22 protein-coding genes, 1 tRNA gene, 1 pseudogene and 1 riboswitch are annotated in these 18,499 nt (G+C 44.1%); of the genes and pseudogenes, 11 read left to right on the top strand and 13 right to left on the bottom strand.

Going from position 1 to position 18,499, the window contains the following annotated elements; translation table 11 throughout:
• Positions 1–118 precede the first annotated feature (118 nt).
• A complete protein-coding gene (locus tag NKE59_RS05360; protein ID WP_353437932.1) occupies positions 119–913 on the top strand; it encodes an inositol monophosphatase family protein in 795 nt (264 codons plus the stop codon).
• On the opposite strand, the gene NKE59_RS05355 is transcribed toward NKE59_RS05360, so the two are convergent.
• From NKE59_RS05355 to NKE59_RS05345, 3 genes are read right to left on the bottom strand one after another with little or no spacing between them, the layout of a single operon-like run.
• The gene (locus NKE59_RS05355) at positions 910–1,698 is read right to left on the bottom strand and encodes a UDP-2,3-diacylglucosamine diphosphatase (RefSeq protein ID WP_353437931.1); all 789 of its coding nucleotides are present in this window, start codon (positions 1,696–1,698) and stop codon (positions 910–912) included. The genes NKE59_RS05360 and NKE59_RS05355 overlap by 4 nt on opposite strands.
• Before the next feature lie 3 nt (positions 1,699–1,701).
• On the bottom strand, positions 1,702–2,205 hold the full coding sequence (locus NKE59_RS05350; RefSeq protein ID WP_353437930.1) for a peptidylprolyl isomerase: 504 nt from the start codon (positions 2,203–2,205) through the stop codon (positions 1,702–1,704).
• 13 nt (positions 2,206–2,218) lie between these two features.
• A complete protein-coding gene (locus NKE59_RS05345) occupies positions 2,219–3,007 on the bottom strand; it encodes a tetratricopeptide repeat protein (protein WP_353437929.1) in 789 nt (262 codons plus the stop codon).
• A 109-nt stretch (positions 3,008–3,116) separates the two neighbouring features.
• On the opposite strand from NKE59_RS05345, the gene cysS reads away from it, so the two are divergent.
• From cysS to NKE59_RS05315, 6 genes are all read left to right on the top strand, one after another.
• On the top strand, positions 3,117–4,532 hold the full coding sequence (gene cysS / locus NKE59_RS05340) for a cysteine--tRNA ligase (RefSeq protein WP_353437928.1): 1,416 nt from the start codon (positions 3,117–3,119) through the stop codon (positions 4,530–4,532).
• A gap of 7 nt (positions 4,533–4,539) precedes the next feature.
• On the top strand, positions 4,540–5,226 hold the full coding sequence (locus NKE59_RS05335) for a DNA-3-methyladenine glycosylase (protein ID WP_353437927.1): 687 nt from the start codon (positions 4,540–4,542) through the stop codon (positions 5,224–5,226).
• 38 nt (positions 5,227–5,264) lie between these two features.
• Positions 5,265–6,242 (top strand): acetyl-CoA carboxylase carboxyltransferase subunit alpha, encoded by a 978-nt coding sequence (locus tag NKE59_RS05330; protein WP_353437926.1) that lies wholly within the window; start codon positions 5,265–5,267, stop codon positions 6,240–6,242.
• Positions 6,202–7,503 carry a tRNA lysidine(34) synthetase TilS gene (tilS, locus tag NKE59_RS05325; protein ID WP_353437925.1) on the top strand — a complete coding sequence of 434 codons (1,302 nt, stop codon included), beginning with the start codon at positions 6,202–6,204 and terminating at the stop codon, positions 7,501–7,503. Before NKE59_RS05330 ends, tilS begins: the two co-directional genes overlap by 41 nt.
• A gap of 89 nt (positions 7,504–7,592) precedes the next feature.
• Complete coding sequence (locus NKE59_RS05320; RefSeq protein WP_353437924.1) at positions 7,593–8,843, top strand: aspartate kinase; 1,251 nt, start codon at positions 7,593–7,595, stop codon at positions 8,841–8,843.
• Between the two features lie 42 nt (positions 8,844–8,885).
• Positions 8,886–8,980 (top strand) — tRNA-Ser (locus NKE59_RS05315).
• 112 nt (positions 8,981–9,092) lie between these two features.
• Here the strand turns inward: NKE59_RS05315 and NKE59_RS05310 are convergent.
• Both NKE59_RS05310 and NKE59_RS05305 read right to left on the bottom strand, forming a co-directional pair.
• The gene (locus NKE59_RS05310) at positions 9,093–9,422 is read right to left on the bottom strand and encodes a helix-turn-helix transcriptional regulator (RefSeq protein ID WP_353437923.1); all 330 of its coding nucleotides are present in this window, start codon (positions 9,420–9,422) and stop codon (positions 9,093–9,095) included.
• A 93-nt stretch (positions 9,423–9,515) separates the two neighbouring features.
• Positions 9,516–9,611: riboswitch (SAM-I-IV-variant riboswitch) on the bottom strand.
• 20 nt (positions 9,612–9,631) lie between these two features.
• On the bottom strand, positions 9,632–10,363 hold the full coding sequence (locus tag NKE59_RS05305; RefSeq protein WP_353437922.1) for a hypothetical protein: 732 nt from the start codon (positions 10,361–10,363) through the stop codon (positions 9,632–9,634).
• Positions 10,364–10,598: 235 nt separating this feature from the next.
• Between NKE59_RS05305 and NKE59_RS05300 the strand changes: the two genes are divergently transcribed.
• Both NKE59_RS05300 and NKE59_RS05295 read left to right on the top strand, forming a co-directional pair.
• Positions 10,599–11,243 (top strand): hypothetical protein, encoded by a 645-nt coding sequence (locus tag NKE59_RS05300; RefSeq protein ID WP_353437921.1) that lies wholly within the window; start codon positions 10,599–10,601, stop codon positions 11,241–11,243.
• Entirely contained in the window at positions 11,240–12,196 is a 957-nt protein-coding gene (locus tag NKE59_RS05295) for a hypothetical protein (RefSeq protein ID WP_353437920.1), read from the top strand. The genes NKE59_RS05300 and NKE59_RS05295 overlap by 4 nt, the downstream gene beginning before the upstream one ends.
• A gap of 5 nt (positions 12,197–12,201) precedes the next feature.
• On the opposite strand, the gene NKE59_RS05290 is transcribed toward NKE59_RS05295, so the two are convergent.
• From NKE59_RS05290 to NKE59_RS05265, 6 genes are all read right to left on the bottom strand, one after another.
• The gene (locus NKE59_RS05290; protein ID WP_353437919.1) at positions 12,202–12,399 is read right to left on the bottom strand and encodes a hypothetical protein; all 198 of its coding nucleotides are present in this window, start codon (positions 12,397–12,399) and stop codon (positions 12,202–12,204) included.
• A complete protein-coding gene (locus NKE59_RS05285; protein WP_353437918.1) occupies positions 12,396–12,635 on the bottom strand; it encodes a hypothetical protein in 240 nt (79 codons plus the stop codon). The genes NKE59_RS05290 and NKE59_RS05285 overlap by 4 nt, the downstream gene beginning before the upstream one ends.
• 126 nt (positions 12,636–12,761) lie before the next feature.
• Positions 12,762–13,193 carry a hypothetical protein gene (locus NKE59_RS05280; protein ID WP_353437917.1) on the bottom strand — a complete coding sequence of 144 codons (432 nt, stop codon included), beginning with the start codon at positions 13,191–13,193 and terminating at the stop codon, positions 12,762–12,764.
• Positions 13,193–13,378, bottom strand: a complete 186-nt coding sequence (locus tag NKE59_RS05275; RefSeq protein ID WP_353437916.1) for an AlpA family phage regulatory protein — start codon at positions 13,376–13,378, stop codon at positions 13,193–13,195. The genes NKE59_RS05280 and NKE59_RS05275 overlap by 1 nt, the downstream gene beginning before the upstream one ends.
• 60 nt (positions 13,379–13,438) lie before the next feature.
• The gene (locus NKE59_RS05270) at positions 13,439–13,936 is read right to left on the bottom strand and encodes a hypothetical protein (RefSeq protein ID WP_353437915.1); all 498 of its coding nucleotides are present in this window, start codon (positions 13,934–13,936) and stop codon (positions 13,439–13,441) included.
• Positions 13,933–15,198: an integrase arm-type DNA-binding domain-containing protein gene (locus NKE59_RS05265; protein ID WP_353437914.1), complete on the bottom strand. Its 1,266-nt coding sequence runs from the start codon at positions 15,196–15,198 to the stop codon at positions 13,933–13,935. The genes NKE59_RS05270 and NKE59_RS05265 overlap by 4 nt, the downstream gene beginning before the upstream one ends.
• A 359-nt stretch (positions 15,199–15,557) precedes the next feature.
• Here NKE59_RS05265 and NKE59_RS05260 point away from each other — a divergent pair, with 359 nt between their 5' ends.
• Positions 15,558–15,728: a DUF2256 domain-containing protein gene (locus tag NKE59_RS05260; RefSeq protein WP_353437913.1), complete on the top strand. Its 171-nt coding sequence runs from the start codon at positions 15,558–15,560 to the stop codon at positions 15,726–15,728.
• 236 nt (positions 15,729–15,964) lie between these two features.
• Positions 15,965–16,348, top strand: a pseudogene (locus NKE59_RS05255) (superoxide dismutase family protein); the annotation flags it as partial.
• Between the two features lie 63 nt (positions 16,349–16,411).
• On the opposite strand, the gene NKE59_RS05250 reads toward NKE59_RS05255, so the two are convergent.
• Together NKE59_RS05250 and NKE59_RS05245 are read right to left on the bottom strand one after the other, a co-directional pair.
• Positions 16,412–17,398 (bottom strand): tripartite tricarboxylate transporter substrate binding protein, encoded by a 987-nt coding sequence (locus NKE59_RS05250; protein ID WP_353437912.1) that lies wholly within the window; start codon positions 17,396–17,398, stop codon positions 16,412–16,414.
• 50 nt (positions 17,399–17,448) lie between these two features.
• A complete protein-coding gene (locus tag NKE59_RS05245; RefSeq protein ID WP_353437911.1) occupies positions 17,449–18,480 on the bottom strand; it encodes an isocitrate/isopropylmalate family dehydrogenase in 1,032 nt (343 codons plus the stop codon).
• Positions 18,481–18,499 lie beyond the last annotated feature (19 nt).

Raw genomic sequence — 18,499 nt, 5'->3', positions numbered from 1 at the left:
CTTTGGAACTTAAAAGCACGTTCATGCAAAAGATGTCAGTGTAAGTAATTTAAGACCTCTTTGCAGTGCACCCTTTTATGTCTCTGGAGCTTGTTCTTATTTAATTTGTCCACTGATTATGCACCCCATGTTAAACGTGGCCGTGAAGGCCGCACGCCGTGCCGCAACGATTATTAATCGCGCTTCACTTAATTTGGAGCGCTTGCAAATCGATCGTAAGCAACATAACGATTTTGTGACCGAAGTGGACAAAGCGGCCGAAGAGGTCATCATCGAGACCCTCAGTGAGGCCTACCCCAATCATGGGTTTTTGGCCGAAGAGTCTGGTGAGTTGTTAAATAACTCCGATCATATTTGGATCATTGATCCTCTAGACGGCACAACCAACTTCATCCACGGCTTTCCTCAATATGCGATCTCCATTGCCTTGTCGGTAAACGGAGTACTGCAGCAAGCGGTCATTTATGATCCCAATCGTGACGAGTTATTTTCTGCCAGCAAAGGTGGTGGCGCCTACGTTGATCGTCGTCGCTTACGAGTAGCTGATCAGATTAAATTAGAGAACGCTTTAATCGGAACGGGATTTCCGTATCGCCAAGATCAAGATGTGGACCAATACTTAAAGATCTTTGCGGACATGACTCGTCAATGCGCAGGCTTACGCCGCCCCGGCGCTGCTTCATTAGATCTAGCCTATGTTGCTGCAGGCCGGTATGACGGCTTCTTTGAAAGCGAGTTAAAGCCTTGGGATATGGCTGCCGGCACACTCATCATTACCGAGGCAGGTGGTTTGGTTGGTAACTATCGGGGCGAAGAAGGATTCTTAGAGAGCGGAGAGATTATGGCGGGCAATCCACGTATCTTCGCGCAGATGGCGCAGGTCTTGGGTAAATACTCGCGTCAATCAGCTTAAGACGACTTCACTAAATCGATATAGCGCACCCCATTGGTGTCAATACGAAGCGCACTCGCTTTAGGCAACACAGTCTCAGGATGATCTAGATCCCAGTCAGATAGTACCCAACGCTGCCACTCTTTATTGCCCATGCTTTCATGATGTCGGGCAGGAAGGTGCGTATGCCCATGGATCAAACGCTCTGAGCTATACGAGCCCATGAGGTTGGCACAGGCCACTAAAGTGACATCACCCTTGAACCGAGCCATCTCAGGGGTATAACGAACCGCACGATCGTACTTAGCCGTACTGTTAGTTCGCAGGGTACGTGCGATACTGCGTCGCCACTCAAGGGGTAGGCGCAAGAACAGATTTTGTAACCAAGGCTTACGAACCCATTTACGGAATATCTGATAACTCAGATCATTGGTGCATAAGGCATCACCATGGCTAATGACCCATTCATCACCCGCGATCATTACCTTAGAAGGGTCTGGTAACAAGGTCATACCCGATTTGCGAATGAACTGCTCACCAATTAAGAAGTCACGGTTACCATGGATGTAATACGTTTTGGCCTTGCTAGATAAATTACTTAAGGCGCGCAAGACCTCTTGCTGAAAAGGGGAGCGTGCTCCAGCATCATCTCCCACCCAATACTCAAACAGATCACCCAAGATAAATACAGACTCTACCTGGTTGGCTTCCTTCTCGACAAAGTCAAAGAAACGCTGCGCCGTCAAGGGCATTGACGGGGTCAAATGCAGATCTGAGATCAGCAGGGCGCTAGCGTGTTCTTGCATGAACTAGTCTTCGATTACAGAAGCCGTCTCGATGACAACGTCCTCATTTGGAACATCTTGATGGTAGCCAGAATTTCCGGTAGGCACTTTTTTGATCTTCTCCACAACGTCCATGCCATGGCTAACCGAACCAAAAACTGCATAGCCCCAGCCTTGAGGAGTTGGCGCAGTGTGGTTCAAGAAATCGTTGTCATTAACATTAATAAAGAACTGAGAGCTGGCAGAATGCGGCTCATTGGTTCGTGCCATCGCAATCGAACCCTTCACGTTCTTTAAGCCGTTATTGGCTTCGTTCTCAATCTCCGCATTGGTGGGCTTTTGTTTCATACCTGGGGCCATGCCACCGCCTTGGATCATGAAGTTATCAATTACGCGATGAAAGATCGTGCCATCGTAATGTCCACTTTTGACATAGGCTAAAAAGTTTTCAACAGTTTTAGGAGCCTTGGCGGCATCCAAGTTTAGGGTGATATCGCCATGGTTGGTTTTGAGTAATACGCTTGGCATACAGAACTTTCTCTTAAGGTTTAGGGGTTGCAGAATTAGGATTAGTACCGGGTGTAGTCGTTGGTCTATTAGCGGGCTTTGCCACTGGATTTAGGATCTCTTTAATCGCTTTGGCACGAAGCCCATATTCTCGCTGATTGGGCTGGAGTTTGCTGGCACTCTGGTAATTCGTTTCACTCAGGCGCAAATAAACCTCAGCTAAATTACCTTGCGCAGTGACATAGTCTGGACGAAGCTTAAGAGCAAGCTCTAAATAATCACGTGCCTCTATCCATTTGCCTTGATTAGCCGATAGTGCGGCAAGATTGTTATAGGGTTCTGGTAGCTCCGGAAACTGTTGGGTGATCTCAATCCAAGTGTTCTTGGCTGAGACAGTATCACGCAACTCTATTTGTAGGCGGGCTTTCAAGAATCGTAATTGGACATTGCGTGGCGACTTCGCTAAGGCGGCATCAATGGCTTTAATTGCATCAGTAAACTTACGTTCTTTGGTCAGCTTCTCAATATGGGTTGGAATTGCGTTCTTAATCACCGGATCAGGCTCAATAATCAAGAAGGACAAAAAGGGCACCGAGATGGTCTCCGCTAATTGATTTGCAGAGGTCTCTGGGTTTTGATTGGCACTCATTCGGGGTGGATCGGTTGGACCATACCCACCTAAATACGGTTGCGGAGGGACACCAGTTGCCGCTGGAGGGACACTTGGCGAAGTGCTACACGCTAGTAGGCTTAAAGTGCTAATCCCAAGCAAAAGTCTTAGGGTCCAAGTGAACAAGGGAGAGCGGGTCTGGGATGGTGTCATTACAAAGAGATCACTAAATGGGCACTTCATTGGATATACTCAGCAGTCTAACAAATTCATGCTCCATGTTTCCAAAGTCTTATAAGGTTCCTCGGTCTAAGTAAGTTCAATGACGCTCTCAATCTACAACACCCTATCGCGCAGCAAGGAAATCTTTAAACCGATTGTGGCTGGTCAGGTGCGCATGTATGTCTGTGGAATGACCGTCTATGATTTCTGTCACTTAGGTCATGCCCGTGTCATGATCGTATTTGATATGGTGACTCGCTGGTTGCGAGCTAGCGGCTATCAGGTGAGCTACGTGCGCAATATCACTGATATTGATGACAAGATCATCAAGCGCGCGCTTGAGAACAAAGAACCGATTGCTGTCTTAACGCAACGCTTTATCGATGCAATGCACGAGGATGCCAAAATCCTTGGGCTCTTGCCTCCCGATCACGAGCCCCGTGCTACCCAGTACATTGCGCAGATGCAAGGCATGATTGGTCGTCTGATTGACCAACAAATGGCTTACCAAGCTGAGGACGGGGATGTGAACTACGCCGTGCGTCAGTTCCCAAGCTATGGCAAGTTATCCGGCAAGTCCATCGATGAGCTCAATGCGGGTGAGCGCGTCGCCATTGGCAGTGGTAAACGCGACCCTCTAGACTTCGTCCTTTGGAAATCCGCCAAAGCCGATGAGCCCAGTGATACGCGTTGGGCATCCCCATGGGGTGAGGGTAGGCCTGGTTGGCATATTGAGTGTTCTGCAATGTCTTGTGAGTTACTCGGGCAACATTTTGATATTCATGGGGGAGGGGCTGATCTGCAGTTTCCTCACCACGAGAACGAGATTGCCCAGAGCGAAGGCGCTCTGTATGGATCAACGCCGGTTACTAACCCGTTCGTAAACTACTGGATGCACAACGGGCATATACGTGTGAACCAAGAGAAGATGTCAAAGTCATTAGGCAACTTCTTCTTAATCCGAGATGTTTTACAACAATTTGATCCTGAGGTTGTGCGCTTTTTCATGTTGCGTGCGCATTATCGAAGCCCTATTAACTACTCCGATAGTCAGTTGGAGGAGGCTAGGACAGGCTTGGTGCGTTTATATACCGCAATCAATACAAACGAGCAGCATGCTTCTAAGAACGCGGAGCCCGTCGCACAATGGGTAAAGCGCTTTGGGGATGCTATGAACGATGATTTCAACACCCCCGAGGCGATCGCAAGCCTCTTTGATTTGGCAAGCGAGATTAATCGAGCCAGCGACGCGAACACCAAGCAAGAGCTCTCCCAGACTCTCAAACACTTGGCCGATCTTATTGGCCTTTTGCAACGCTCTCCCAATGAGTTTTTACAAAGTGGGACACCGCATACCGGCATGAGCCCCGCACAGATTGAGGAGCAGATTGCAGCGCGACATGCTGCCAAGCTCACCAAGAACTTTAAAGAAGCCGATGCGATTCGGGAACGCCTGTTGAACGATGGCGTTGTCTTAGAAGATAAACCCAGCGGCACAGTATGGCGCCGCGCTTAAGAACGACATGCCAAATACCAAACTAGCTAGTAAATCTGTTGCTGTAAAAAAGGTGGGGCGCAAGCCTAGTATTAGCTCACCTGACTATTGGCATGAGGCATGCGCAGAGTTGATGAAGCAAGATCGTATTCTTCGTAAATTAATACCAAAGTATGGTGACGGCATCTTAGGAAGTCGGGGCGATGCATTCACAACATTGGCGCGCTCGATCGTGGGGCAACAGATCTCGGTGGCTGCTGCCCAGTCGGTCTGGAATCGCACTCTAGAGACCCTTGAGCATGAGGTTACCCCGGCACAGGTTCTTAAGACCAAACAAGAGGCCTTGCGCGCATCGGGTTTGTCGACCCGCAAGGTCGAGTACATTCGGGACCTAGCCGATCACTTTCATCATGGGCGTTTGCAAACCGATGTATGGCACACCATGGATGATGAAGAACTCATTAAAGACCTCAGCGCAATCCGGGGGATAGGTCGCTGGACCGCAGAGATGTTTCTGATCTTTAATCTCATGCGTCCCAATGTGCTGCCTCTTGACGATATTGGCCTGATTCGGGCGATCTCGATTAATTACTTCAGCGGGGAACCCGTGAGCCGTCATGAGGCCCGCGAGGTCGGGGCTAATTGGGCCCCATGGAGAACGGTAGCCACTTGGTATATGTGGCGCAGCATTGATCCTATACCCGTAGAGTACTAATTTGGGGGACCATTCCCCAAAAGACATAAAATTAGGCTATGAAGACCACTTTCCTAGACTTTGAACAGTCGGTTGCCGAGTTAGAGACCAAAATCGAGGAACTGCGCTTTGTGCAGGACGAGTCCTCGGTCGACATCTCGGATGAACTCAAGACGCTCTCTGAGAAGAGCCAACAGCTCACCAAAGAGCTCTACGAGAACCTGAGCCCATGGCAGGTATCTCAAGTCGCGCGTCATCCACAACGCCCCTACACCTTGGATTACATCGCAGCTTTATTTACGGACTTTCATGAGTTGCACGGCGACCGTGTTTTTGCCGATGACCAATCCATGATTTGTGGCTTAGCGCGTTTTGATGGAAAACCTTGCATAGTGATTGGGCATCAAAAGGGTAGAGATACTAAAGAACGAGCGCTACGTAACTTTGGTATGAGTCGTCCTGAGGGATATCGTAAGGCCATGCGCATCATGCGACTTGCTGAGAAGTTCCATCTCCCAGTCTTTACTTTTGTAGATACACCCGGAGCATTTCCAGGGATTGATGCCGAAGAGCGCAATCAATCTGAAGCGATTGGGCACAACTTATATACCCAAGCAGAACTCAAGGTGCCCATCATCACCACCATCATTGGCGAAGGTGGCTCGGGTGGCGCCTTAGCAATTGCGATGGGCGACATGGTAATGATGTTGCAATACTCCACGTATTCGGTAATCTCGCCAGAGGGCTGCGCCTCGATCTTATGGAAGACCGCTGAGAAGGCCCCAGATGCTGCGGAGCAACTCGCATTGACCGCCCAGCGACTAAAGGAACTCAATCTCATCGATAGCATCGTGCCAGAACCGATTGGTGGTGCTCACCGAAATTACGAAGGCATGATGCAGAGTATGAACAAGGCCCTTAAGCATGCTCTCTCTGAGGTAGGAGATCTGGCTGAAAAAGATCTTCTCGATCGTCGTCATAAACGGTTCATGAGTTATGGCCAGTTCAAAGAAGTTAAAGCCAAAGAAGCCAACTAAGCCAACTAAGCGCATCGGTATTGCACTGAGTGGTGGTCTAGATTCGGTTGTCTTGCTCGATGCGGTCTGTAAGGCCTACCCGCACGACACTCTTATTGCATTGCATATTCATCATGGTTTACAAAAGCAGGCCGATCAGTGGTTCGTCTTTTGCGAGAGGCTCGCTAAGCATTACAAGATTGGTTTTGATTTCCGTCTCCTGCATTTGCAAGATCAAACCGGCAATGTAGAGGCTCGGGCACGCTCAGCGCGTTACGAAGCCCTTCTTGATCTATGCGAAGCGCATGATCTGGATCATCTCTTACTCGCACATCATCAAAATGACCAAGCAGAGACCGTGCTGCTGCAATTACTGCGAGGTGCGGGACCTGCTGGATTATCTGCCATGGGGCCCCAGAAGGAACTCTGCAGTCCTACCGGCAAGCGTATTACCTTGTGGCGACCATTACTCGAGCAAACTCGCGAAGAGCTTGAAGCGTATGCCAGGAGACGGCGCTTGCAATGGGTAGAGGATCCTAGTAATCAAGACACCATCTATCGACGCAATGCGCTCCGTAAAACGATCCTTCCTGCCTTAAGCAAGATCCAAGCAGGTGCCATCGCCAATCTAGCACGCAGTGCCCAGTTATTAGCTCAAACCCAAACGCTATTAGATCGTTTAGCTCAAGCGGATGCAAAATCTCTGATGCAAAACGGAGCACTGCAAATTGCTCCGCTAATGGCGCTCCAAGCAAATGATTTGGCTGGTGCAAACAATGTCTTGCGTTACTGGTTAAAGCAACATCACTTAGCGATGCCGTCCCAAGAGCGCTTGCAAGCATGGTGGCAAGACCTCTCAGGAATGCGTCTCGATCAACGCTTGCACTGGGCGCATGATGGACAAGCGATTCGGGGATGGCGTGGGCTTTTACAGATTGATGCTTCAGGCGCTCAGCAAAAAACAATACGAGGCGAGTGGATCTTTCTACCAATCTCCCCAAACTCTAAAAAAGCTGGTCTTCCTTGGGACTGGTATCAAGAGGCACTTAACGCAAAGACCATTGAGACCAAAGCCCGCGAGGGTGGGGAGCGCTTGAAGATCAAGCCCAATACGCCAAGTAAAAGTCTCAAGAAGCTTTATCAGGAAGCAGGGGTGCCTCCCTGGCAACGCGACATCCCGCTCCTGTACATCAATCAGGAGCTGATTGCGGTAGAGGGGCTAGGTGTTAGCCAAAGCCATCTGGTCGGACACGGCAAGCGGGTCTGGCCAGAGTGGTCCTAAAAGCCCAATCTGGAACTTAAAACCCTGTAAAATCATACGTTTTGCATTTCAGAACTTAAGAAAACCAAGCAGTATTTACAGAATCTACTATGTCTTTAATTGTTCATAAATACGGTGGCACCTCGATGGGCTCCGTTGAGCGCATCCAAAATGTGGCCAAGCGGGTTGCAAAGTGGATGCGTGCTGGTCATCAAGTGGTGGTTGTGCCATCGGCAATGTCGGGTGAGACCAATCGTTTGCTTGGCTTAGCCAAAGAACTCAGTCCCAACCCCAATCCCCGCGAGCTCGATCAAATTGCCTCTACGGGTGAGCAAGTTAGCTCTGGTCTCTTAGCGATTGCATTACAAGAGCAGGGTATCGATGCAGTGAGCTATGCAGGATGGCAGGTCACCGTGCATACGGATTCTGCATTTACAAAAGCGCGCATCATGGGTATTGATGATGCAAAGATCATGAACGATCTAAACGCAGGACGTGCAGTAGTGATTACTGGTTTTCAGGGTGTTGACCCAAATGGTAACGTCACCACACTAGGCCGTGGTGGCTCAGATACATCGGCTGTTGCTGTTGCTGCAGCTCTCAAGGCTGATGAGTGCCTCATTTATACCGATGTCGATGGGGTTTACACCACCGATCCTAGGGTCTGCGAAGACGCACAGCGTTTAGAGAAGATCACTTTTGAAGAAATGTTAGAGATGGCAAGCCTTGGTTCCAAGGTCTTGCAAATACGATCGGTTGAGTTTGCTGGCAAGTACAAAGTGAAGACCCGTGTTTTGTCATCCCTAACCGATCCCCTAATCCCCCTTGATCAAGAAATGAAGTCGGGTACTTTAATTACCTTTGAAGAGGACAGCACTATGGAAGCCGCAGTTATTTCGGGTATTGCATTCGCTCGCGATGAGGCCAAGATTACCGTGATTGATGTACCAGATCGTCCTGGTATCGCATATCAGATTTTGGGACCCATTGCAGATGCCAATATTGATGTGGATATGATTATTCAGAACCAATCGGTTGATGCCAAGACCGATTTCACCTTCACGGTGCCTAGGGCTGATTATCAAAAGGCACTAGACCTCTTAAAGAAGAGTGTGCAGGCTCATATTGGTGCCAAAGATATCTTGGGCGATGCCAAGGTATCCAAAGTATCGGTTGTGGGAGTCGGTATGCGCTCGCATGTGGGTGTAGCCAGTAAGATGTTCAGAACCTTATCGGAGGAGGGTATCAACATTTTGATGATCTCCACCAGTGAGATTAAGATCTCGGTAGTAATTGATGAGAAATACATGGAACTTGCGGTCAGAGCCCTGCATAAAGCCTTTGAACTGGATCAGAAGTAAAATAGCGACAGTAATGTAGTACGCAGCAATGTGAAGTAATACGGAGACGTGGCCGAGCTGGTCGAAGGCACTCCCCTGCTAAGGGAGCATCTGTGCTAAAACATGGATCGGAGGTTCGAATCCTCTCGTCTCCGCCAATATCCCATATAAATCAATCACTTATATCTATTTTTTAAATTTTGTACCATCTTGTGTACCTAAAAAAGACTAGTTTGAACCTGTTACTTTCTAAGAACAGCAATTAGCGATTCATAGAGCTGGGCTGAAATCTATCGCCTTAAATCCGCTTGTAAGCCACTCTGCGGGAACTAAATGTTTACCTGTTGGTTCATTCCCAAAATAGACTTTGTATGCCCTCTTGTATTTATCAATATTAGCGATTAGAAGTTTGTGTTGTCCGCCTGTACCTGAATAGCGAGTATTGAGGTTAGAGCAGGCATTGGCAACAGACTGGCTAATTGGCTGTTCGCCTGATTCCCAGCTGATGTAGGTATTTAAATCTACTCCAAGAAGTTCGGCAGCCTTTGCTTGGCTAATTTCTATTTGATTCCGCCACTTCTTAATTTGAAGGTAGTTCATATCACTCTCCGATTTAGCCAATTTAGCAAGGTGCTTGGGTTGGCGAAGTTGGAATAAATCCCCCATAAAACAAAAAACCCACCAAAAGGCGGGTTGTCGCTTAATGATTGCCCTAGAGCCTCATCGATTTACCACCTTACTAAAGCCTGCAGGTTGGTGTTGGCGACAGCCAAACTCTTGATGTGTATCTAGTCTAGCAGAATCTAGCATTATCTTGAAGTGCAATTAAATCCACCAACACCATTTGGTTGGCAATTTGTATTTATGGGTGCACGATACTGGTTTTGCTGCATTAGTTGCTGATTTTGATTTTGAAAGTACTGGGCTGTATTGCCAAAACTATTAGCCATGCCCTGCATACCGCCTGCCCATATTGCTGCAGAGGTAGCTCGTCTATTCGATTCTGCCGCCCACTCAGCAGCGTGTTGTTGACCAAATTGAATGGATAAATTTCGCTGAAGAACTGCCACATCATTTGAAAGTTTTTGAATTATTTCAATTTTTTTAACATTAAAGTCACCAATTGTAATTTTGTCGCCAATCAAGCTAGCCTCAATAATTCCCTGTGAAGTATCTTTACTTTGAAATAGGCTGTAAAAGGGGCTGCTGTTTAAACGACTCAATACACCTTGTGAGCACTCATCACGCAATTTAATAAAGTTTTGAAAAACTCTTTTTTGATTGCTTGATAGTTTTTTATTGGATGACATTAGTTCAGTTCTGTTTGATGCATTTAATCCTCTGACACTAATTTCCTCGTATGTAGTCACGAAGTCGGGATTATCTTTATATTTGTCGATACATTGATTGGCGAAAAATAGAGCATCGTTGTATTGGTTGGTAATCGCCACTTCCTGTACTTGAGCCTGTGAAAGAAAAGGCTTGTTTGCACAACCCACTAAGGAGATTGTTCCTAACAAAAGCAAGCTAAGTAATTTCATAAGTTTTTCCCCTATCAGCATATGTTAGCCTAATGCTTATGAAAAGCAAAACTTTCTCATTCCTTGCCGTATTGCTCGTATCTACTGGGGTATTGGCTCAGGAAAAACCCGTAAAAATGAGCAATTCTGGTATCTGCCATGCTCCAAGTACGACATACTATGAGCAGACCAAAAAGTTTACGCCTTATAAGACTTTGGACGAATGTTTAAAAGCTGGCGGAAGGATGCCTAAGAAATGAATATTAAAAATTTTCTAAAAAATCCAAAGACTGAAATTCAAAATTTTAATGGTTGGCAAAGAATTTGGATTGTAGTTTCAATACTTATTCTTATTCCTACATTAATAGTTTGGTATTTGGTTATGCCAAATCCATTTTATGGAATAAGTAATGTAAATAAAATTAATGAAAATTTAATAGATGCCAAGACTAGATGGAGTGAAATTGAGGTTGATTGTAAATTAAATGAAAAATATGCAACAGAAGCATTATTGGAAACCTCAGCAAAAAGACAATCTATAGAAAAAAGAATGGTAGCTTTATCTGATGAAAACGAAAAATTAAAAACATCAATCTATTGGTACTACCCTGAAACAAAAAGAAAGGTTATTCAAAATGAACGAGAAATAGTGTCATTAAGGGAGCAAAGAAATAATTTAAATAACCCTGTTCTTGTTAAAAAGAGAAAGTGCGATGAGGCATCAACTCGATTAACAAACATAAAAAATGACTTATCTTCGGCTGAAACTAAAAAATATGACTCATTATTTGAATTTATTAAAGGTTCATTCTTAGTAATTTTTTATTATCTTTTAGTTATAACAGGTTTGTATGCTTTTGGATTTGCTATAGGGTGGATATACAAAGGATTTAAGAAATGATTCAGAAACTTGTAGCAATAAAATTTAATTATGTCATTGTTCTTGCGGCTTTTATTATTTCTGCTGTCACTACAAATGGTGCTGAAAATGTTGGCAGAGTTTTTGGATATAGCATTTGGTCTTGGGGAATTGCATATTTCCTTTCCAAAAATAGAACCGACATCGAAAAGTATAAGTTTTTCTTAGTTTCTGCCTTAATAACCCTATGCATCTCACTTTTCTTTTTATATAAAGATTATTCAATCAAATCTAACTTATCAGAAATAAAGTCTTTACTTCAAGAAAATCAAAATGAACTAAGAGCAACTTTATTGGATGAGCCGTACAAATCTGATAAACCCTCAAATGAAAAAATTGATTTATCAATTTTTAAAAAGGCTAAAAGTTATGAAGACTATATAAGTCAAGCTGTAAAGCTAGTCAAAATCTACTATGCTTTTATGGACATTCAAAAAATAAAGCTAGAAAAGTCTCTTAACGAGAATTTAGTTTTTGACATTGATTCATTTTCTACCATTGAAAAAATTAATGTAAGACGAAAAAAAGCTGAGAATTTTATTATTTTCATGGGTCAATACAACAAAGAGGTGAGTGACTTCAGGCAAAAATATAAAGAAACTTTCTATTTAATTGCTTCAGATTTTCCAAAAGAAATTTCATCATTTGATGTGTCTTTTAAGAAAGTAGACTCCCTGTTTGAAGAGTATGTTGCAGTTGAAAAATCTGTTGGTACTTTTTTAGTTGAGTTATGTAACTTTCTACAACCATTATTTTTAAACAATAGTGTGATTTTTGATTCAAAACAAAAGCAGTTTATTTTTAATCAAGATGCTGATGTAAATAAATATAACTCTTACATGAGAAAACTTGGTGATTTAATAAGAAAAGAAGAAGAAGTGTTAAAGGCTTTTTATGATTCATCCTCAGCAACTCTAAAAAAATTTAGTAATTAAATTTTTTATTCGCACCAAAAAATTAGTCTATCGGGGTTATTTAACCTTACTCGCTTAAAGAACTGCTCTTTAGATTCATTGGGCTGTCTGACTAAGCCATCACACTCATTCCATTCGCAATCTGCCCATCCGACAAAATGTACCTGTTTGACTTTTGGTAGTAGCTTTTGCTCCAGCTTTTCAAGGCGGGATAGAGCGGTCATTTATCCCCCTTTAAATGGGCTTTTTCAAGCTCTACAAGGCGTTTTTCTATTTCGGTGACTTCGTATGCCTTGAGGATGTTGATAAGCATATAAACGAGCTTTGAGCCGTTATTGGGTAGGATTTTATTAAACCTAGTTTCTCGGTAAACCTTAGCCATCTCTCTGCGAATATCATCTGAGGTTGCTAGATTTATACGGGGGGTAGAGTCTTCAAGAATCTCAGTATCTGTGTGCATTTCGGGTCTTTTTGTTGTGCAGTTCTTAGTTGTGTTGGAGATGGTTGTGGGAAGGGATTAAAGCCTGATAGAGCCTTTTTTGTACACCATGACACGACTCCTCAAGCCCATGTCAATTAAGCCCTCCTAGTGAAGTGCAATGTTGTCAAAACCTGTTTTAAGAATGTAATCAATCCAACCTTGACTGTGATACGGGGTGATATGAACTTCACCCTTGACCCAGTCCATCAATTTATATGACCTATAAAGTTCAGTAAGTACAGAATCCTTATTTATTTGTGGCGGGCTTCCAATTGCAAAGTGAAGATGAGGGCGTTTTTGCTCCCCATATTCCATGCAAAAAATGCTATTGAGCTTGATATAACCATATCGGTATTGACGCTTAAAAAGTCTTTTATTTACCAAAGATAGGTAGTGGCGACCAGTCTTTTCAAATATTTCAGAAGTAATGTAGGTTTGATATTTTGGGTGTCGTTTCATGAGATTCATTGTCACAGCCCAATCAAATGAGCCTTGCCCAACTAAAAATCTTGAAAAATCCTCTTTGGTCGGATTCATTAGTTCAGCCCATTCATCCATATGCGAATTTCTTCCATTCGCCATGCAGTCATTTTTTCGCCAATTTTTATTGGCTGCGGAAATGAACCAGCCTTAACTTTTCTCCACAAAGTAGGTGCAGAAAAACCTACTAAAGGTAATAATTGTTTCTGTCTGATTAAGCCTATTTCCTTAAAATTGTCCAATTGATACTCCCAGTAATGGCACTGAGAATCATCTTAGGAGGAAATAATTTATTTGAAAATTTATTTTCTAAATAATGCTTCATCAATTATCTTTTTTACCTCTTTGCTCCATACAGCATACCCTTTATTTACACTTTCTAAGTATTCAAATCTAGCAATTTTGTAGTAGATTCCCTTCTTTCCATCTTTTATTATCTCCTTTGCTAAGCCAACGGAATCTTTGCTTTTACTGAACATTCTTTGCCAAATTGGGTCATCTATAAGGTCACGAATTGCTTTTTTTGTAGAACCTGATTCTTTCCTTCTAAATTCCACCTCGACTGCAAGCATTGCTTTGAGGTAATCACCCCATTTTGTTTTTGCCCCCCTTGTTTGTTTAATTTTGAAATCGGGGTGATATTTTTCGCAGAGATAAATCACAACCTCTGAAGTTGTTTTTGCTTTTGACTCACGAACTACCGTATCAAACATTTTCTCAATGTAATGACTTTGAGCCTTTTTATATTCATTAAGGGTGGCATCATCAGCCAAAGGAGAGGGTTTTTTAGGTTTTATCAAGCAACTTTCCTTTTGAGAGATATAACTTTTGATTTATATTTTTCTAGGTCTTGGTAGGGCTTATTGATGAAATTTGACCAGTCTTGCATAATTTTTCTTCGTTTTTCTAGACCATCACTTCTTTGGTAGGCTTGATATACAGAATCTCCAACCTCGTGCATTAGACTTAATTCTCCGAGTTCTTGGGTATAGTTTGTTCTTTCTAGCCTCCAAGTGCTAAAGGTTGCCCTAAAGCCATGCGGCACACCTTCACCTTTAAATTCTTTGTTAAATCGCATATCACGCATTAGCTTACTAATTGTGTTGTCGCTTATTTTTTTGAGTTGTGGCGATGGAAACAGTAAATCAGTTCCTACAAAGCGTTCCAGCTTATTTAGGAGGGTGATTGCATGGCTAGAGAGGGGAACAGTATGGTTTCGCTTTTTAGTTTTTGTTAATAACTTTGGTATTGTCCAGATACCCTTATTAAGGTCTATTTGTGACCAAGTGGCTGACCGAACCGAATCTGAGCGAACAACTGTAAAAATTAGAAATTCAAGTGCTTTAGCACTTATAGTTTTATGTTTTTTCAATACCTGCAGAAATTCATAAACCTTTGAATAAGGCATTGAATCCATGTGCTTTACGACTTTAATCTTTTTGGGAGATTGGTATATTGAATCGAGAAAACCATCCCATATTGCTGGGTTTGATTTTTCTCTATAGCCACTTACTATTGCATAGTCAATGATGGATTTAATCCTTCCTTGAAGCCTAGAAGCTGTTTCTGTTTTTGATTTCCAGATAGGGTCTAAAACGGCTTTTATACTCTCAATGCCAATATCAGAAACTATAAGCTTTCCAATATTTGGATATGCATATGTCTTTAAAGTAGATTCCCATTGTTTTGCATGCTTTTTGTTATGGAAGGTTCTGCTATCAAGGAAAAGTCTTGCACACTCCTCAAAAGTCTTAGATTTGGCTCTATCTGAAATTAGTTTGCTTTTATTGATTTTTTTGGTTTGAATCGGGTCTAAGCCTTTTTCAATCTCTGATTTGATTTGCCTTGCTTTCTCAGTTGCTTGTGCAAGGGTAGTGGCAGGGAAGCCACCAAGCCCCATTTTTCTTCTTGAGCCACCATAGGTCGCTCTCAAAACCCAACTTTTAGAGCCATTGAGATTGATGCTTAACCCAAGACCTGCAACAGTCCCAACAGCATGAAAACCTTTCTTTGAAAGGCGTTTAACCTCGATTGCAGTTAGTGGCTTAGCAAGTCTTGGCATTTTGTACCATCTTTGTACCAAAAAAAAGTGATATTAGATGATATGACTTGAATTTATATAAGTCAAAGAACCCATATATTTAAAAGCTTATTGACATAGTTATGAAATGGTATGAAACTGCCTGATATTACGGAATGGAATCTCTCGTCTCCGCCAATTTATCTTCATCAATATTCCTCCCGGAGTCGCTAGATGAGCGCTGCCCATAAGTGGTTAATCTCTTTTGTAGTAATCCTTGTTTGCCTATTCTTTGTAGTAGACACATGGATATGTAATCAGTGGGTCTACCATGACTTTGCAGCTGGCATTGATCGTCGTTTGTCTTGTTTTTGGAAGTCTCCGTAGTCAAGTCTGTTGTCATGTCTGCAAACACATTCAAAGGTAACAAAGCCTATCTGCCCAGTAAAACCTGTACTGTATGTGGCCGCGAGATGGTCTGGCGTAAGTCTTGGGCCAAGAACTGGGAGAGCGTTAAGTACTGTTCTGACGCTTGTCGATCCAAAAAGGGTTCAAGTACAAAGCCGCTATAAGCTGTTATATCGGTTTAAACCCTAATTATTCGGTTTAGGGGTCTCTAAACGATGTAAAAAGAAAGACGTGACAAGTGTTTTCAAAATAGGGAGAAAACATGAAACATGTCGTAACCATTCTAGGAATATCAATTGTTGGGCTATTAACGGCCTGTCACCCATCGGGTGGTGGTACTGGGCAAAAGGCGAGTGCTAATTTATAGTCCCGTTCTGGATCAAATACCAAAGGTGAGGTTAATTTTGTGTGGCAGGGTAATGATGTCTTGGTAAGCGCCAAGATAAGCGGCCTTAAGCCAAACTCAGAGCACGGATTTCATGTTCATGAAAAAGGCGATTGCTCCGCACCCGATGCAATGAGTGCGGCAGGTCATTTCAATCCAGATGGTAAGGCGCACGGACAGCCAGGTAGCTCACACAGCCATGCTGGTGACATGCCCAATATCAAAGCGGATGCCAATGGTAATGCTACATACTCTGCCAAATTAACTGGGTTCACAGTCAACACAGGTCCAGCAGGTATTGTTGGTCGTTCTGTAGTGGTGCATCGTGACCCAGACGACTATAAGTCCCAGCCAGCAGGTAATTCAGGGCCACGAATTGCATGTGGTTTGATTAAGTAATCAGCGGTTCTCATCAAAGAATAAAGGGGGTCACTTGACCCCCTTTATATATTAAGGTTTTGCCTAATCCATCTGGATCTTGGCATAGTCAATCACCTTACGCCAGCGATCAGTATCGGTCTTCATAAATTGAGCGGCACGTTGCGCATTCATGTATGTAACCGTAGCACCTAAACGTGAGATTGCCTCAACCATTTCCTTGCGAGCCACAATCTTTTCTAAAGCAACCTGCAAACGCTGACTAACGCCATCAGGTATTCCTTTTGGGGCAGCTAAGCCAAACCAAGCAGAGACATCGAAGTTGGGATAGCCTGATTCAATCATGGTCGGCACATTGGGAAGGGCGGGATTACGTGTCGCAGTAGTAACTGCTAGGGGCTTTAACTTATTGCCATTAATTAGACCAAGAGCAGGTGGTAGGTTATCAAACATAAAATCCACTTCTTTTGATACCAGCCCAACATTTGCAAACGCCGAGCCACGATAGGGTATATGAACCACAAAGATACCCGCTTGGTTCTTAAGCATCTCGGCACTGAGATGCAGTGATGTGCCATTGCCATTGGAGGCGTAATTGAGTTTTCCGGGATTTGCCTTCGCTCGTTTGACTAAATCGGCAACAGTGTTAATCCCCGATTCTGGGTTGACCAATAAGACATTGGGAAGTTGTCCGAGAACAGCAATGGGTTCAATGCTGACTGGGTTGTAAGGCAAGGTCTTATACAGAGCAGGGCTAATGCTTAGTGGAGCGGAGGCCATTAAAAGGGTATAGCCATCTGGACTCGCTTTTGCAACGTCGGCTGCTGCTAAATTGCCACCCGCTCCTGGTTTGTTCTCAATCACCACGGGCTGACCCAGTTCTTTGGAGAGTTCTGGACCAATGAGGCGCGCAGCATTATCAATTAAGCCGCCCGGAGGAAAGGGTACAACTAACTTAATAGCGCGATTGGGATAACTTTGAGCATGTACATGAAAGCTTATAAAGCTAATCAGAATTAAAGTGAACGAAGTAATAATATGACGCATCATTAATCCCTTAGTCAATGTCATGCTCTCTTTTTATCACTAAATCCTTCAGATATCGCTAGTGGTTTACCTTATTAGCCACTCGCTAAACGCTTGCACACCGCATCTGTGAACTGCTTAGTCGTTGCCTCCCCCTTGAGGTCACGCGTGCGTATCGAGTCGATATTTAAGGTATCTGTAATGGCCTTGCGTAAACGGGTTGCAAGATCTTGTTTATCTACATGATCGAGCATCATGGCAGAGGCCAATAAGATCGAGATCGGGTTAGCAACCCCTTTGCCAGCAATATCGGGAGCAGAGCCATGCACGGCCTCAAAGATGGCAGCGCTCTCACCGATGTTGGCACCCGGCGCCATACCCAAACCGCCCACGAGACCTGCAATTTGATCAGACAGAATGTCACCAAACAAATTAGTACAGAGCAACATATCAAAGCGCCATGGATTGAGTACTAATTGCATGGCACAGGCATCCACAATCATGTCATCCATCTCAACTCGGCCTTCATATTCTTTGGCGACCTCACGAGCCGCATCCAAAAAGATGCCGGTGAGTAACTTGAGGATATTGGCTTTATGAACGACGGTAATTTTCTTGCGACCATTCTTCAAAGCATATTCAAAGGCAAAGCGCGCGATACGTTTGCTACTCTCACGCGTGTTCATTCCGGTCGACACAGCAACCGCCTTAGGATCATTACCCACAGGGATGTAGTACTCATGGGCAACATAGAAGCCACCTAAGTTCTCACGCACCAAAACAATATCTATGTTCTCAAAGCGACCCGGTATCAGTGTCTTGGCAGGGCGCACATTGGCATAGAGCTCAAACTCTTCACGCAAGCGCACGTTGGAAGACCGAAAGCCTCCACCCACAGGCGTGGTCAAAGGACCCTTGAGGGCTAAGCGATGTTTACGGATACTCGCCAAGGTTTGTTCTGGTAATGGGTCACCTAAGGCATCAATGCCAGCCACCCCCGCCTGCTGTACATCCCACAGAAAAGGGCTGCCGAGGGCATCTAGGATTTGGATGGTGGACTCAACGGTCTCTGGACCAATGCCATCGCCAGGGATCAGAGTTGCAGTAATAGGATTGGGGGAGCTCATAGTAAAAAGATTGATAATG

The sequence above is a fragment of the Polynucleobacter sp. UK-FUSCHL-C3 genome (assembly GCF_040409815.1).
Classification (GTDB): domain Bacteria; phylum Pseudomonadota; class Gammaproteobacteria; order Burkholderiales; family Burkholderiaceae; genus Polynucleobacter.
Note: the sequence above shows the minus strand (reverse complement) of the source record. Positions and strands in the feature narration are given on the sequence as shown.

What these genes read in the sequence shown, in the direction of transcription:
- NKE59_RS05360 (WP_353437932.1), top strand. Translation starts at nt 119, where the DNA reads ATGCACCCCATGTTAAACGTGGCCGTGAAGGCCGCACGCCGTGCCGCA.
- NKE59_RS05355 (WP_353437931.1), bottom strand. Translation starts at nt 1,698, where the DNA reads ATGCAAGAACACGCTAGCGCCCTGCTGATCTCAGATCTGCATTTGACC.
- NKE59_RS05350 (WP_353437930.1), bottom strand. Translation starts at nt 2,205, where the DNA reads ATGCCAAGCGTATTACTCAAAACCAACCATGGCGATATCACCCTAAAC.
- NKE59_RS05345 (WP_353437929.1), bottom strand. Translation starts at nt 3,007, where the DNA reads ATGACACCATCCCAGACCCGCTCTCCCTTGTTCACTTGGACCCTAAGA.
- cysS (WP_353437928.1), top strand. Translation starts at nt 3,117, where the DNA reads ATGACGCTCTCAATCTACAACACCCTATCGCGCAGCAAGGAAATCTTT.
- NKE59_RS05335 (WP_353437927.1), top strand. Translation starts at nt 4,540, where the DNA reads ATGCCAAATACCAAACTAGCTAGTAAATCTGTTGCTGTAAAAAAGGTG.
- NKE59_RS05330 (WP_353437926.1), top strand. Translation starts at nt 5,265, where the DNA reads ATGAAGACCACTTTCCTAGACTTTGAACAGTCGGTTGCCGAGTTAGAG.
- tilS (WP_353437925.1), top strand. Translation starts at nt 6,202, where the DNA reads ATGGCCAGTTCAAAGAAGTTAAAGCCAAAGAAGCCAACTAAGCCAACT.
- NKE59_RS05320 (WP_353437924.1), top strand. Translation starts at nt 7,593, where the DNA reads ATGTCTTTAATTGTTCATAAATACGGTGGCACCTCGATGGGCTCCGTT.
- NKE59_RS05310 (WP_353437923.1), bottom strand. Translation starts at nt 9,422, where the DNA reads ATGAACTACCTTCAAATTAAGAAGTGGCGGAATCAAATAGAAATTAGC.
- NKE59_RS05305 (WP_353437922.1), bottom strand. Translation starts at nt 10,363, where the DNA reads ATGAAATTACTTAGCTTGCTTTTGTTAGGAACAATCTCCTTAGTGGGT.
- NKE59_RS05300 (WP_353437921.1), top strand. Translation starts at nt 10,599, where the DNA reads ATGAATATTAAAAATTTTCTAAAAAATCCAAAGACTGAAATTCAAAAT.
- NKE59_RS05295 (WP_353437920.1), top strand. Translation starts at nt 11,240, where the DNA reads ATGATTCAGAAACTTGTAGCAATAAAATTTAATTATGTCATTGTTCTT.
- NKE59_RS05290 (WP_353437919.1), bottom strand. Translation starts at nt 12,399, where the DNA reads ATGACCGCTCTATCCCGCCTTGAAAAGCTGGAGCAAAAGCTACTACCA.
- NKE59_RS05285 (WP_353437918.1), bottom strand. Translation starts at nt 12,635, where the DNA reads ATGCACACAGATACTGAGATTCTTGAAGACTCTACCCCCCGTATAAAT.
- NKE59_RS05280 (WP_353437917.1), bottom strand. Translation starts at nt 13,193, where the DNA reads ATGAATCCGACCAAAGAGGATTTTTCAAGATTTTTAGTTGGGCAAGGC.
- NKE59_RS05265 (WP_353437914.1), bottom strand. Translation starts at nt 15,198, where the DNA reads ATGCCAAGACTTGCTAAGCCACTAACTGCAATCGAGGTTAAACGCCTT.
- NKE59_RS05260 (WP_353437913.1), top strand. Translation starts at nt 15,558, where the DNA reads ATGTCTGCAAACACATTCAAAGGTAACAAAGCCTATCTGCCCAGTAAA.
- NKE59_RS05250 (WP_353437912.1), bottom strand. Translation starts at nt 17,398, where the DNA reads ATGACATTGACTAAGGGATTAATGATGCGTCATATTATTACTTCGTTC.
- NKE59_RS05245 (WP_353437911.1), bottom strand. Translation starts at nt 18,480, where the DNA reads ATGAGCTCCCCCAATCCTATTACTGCAACTCTGATCCCTGGCGATGGC.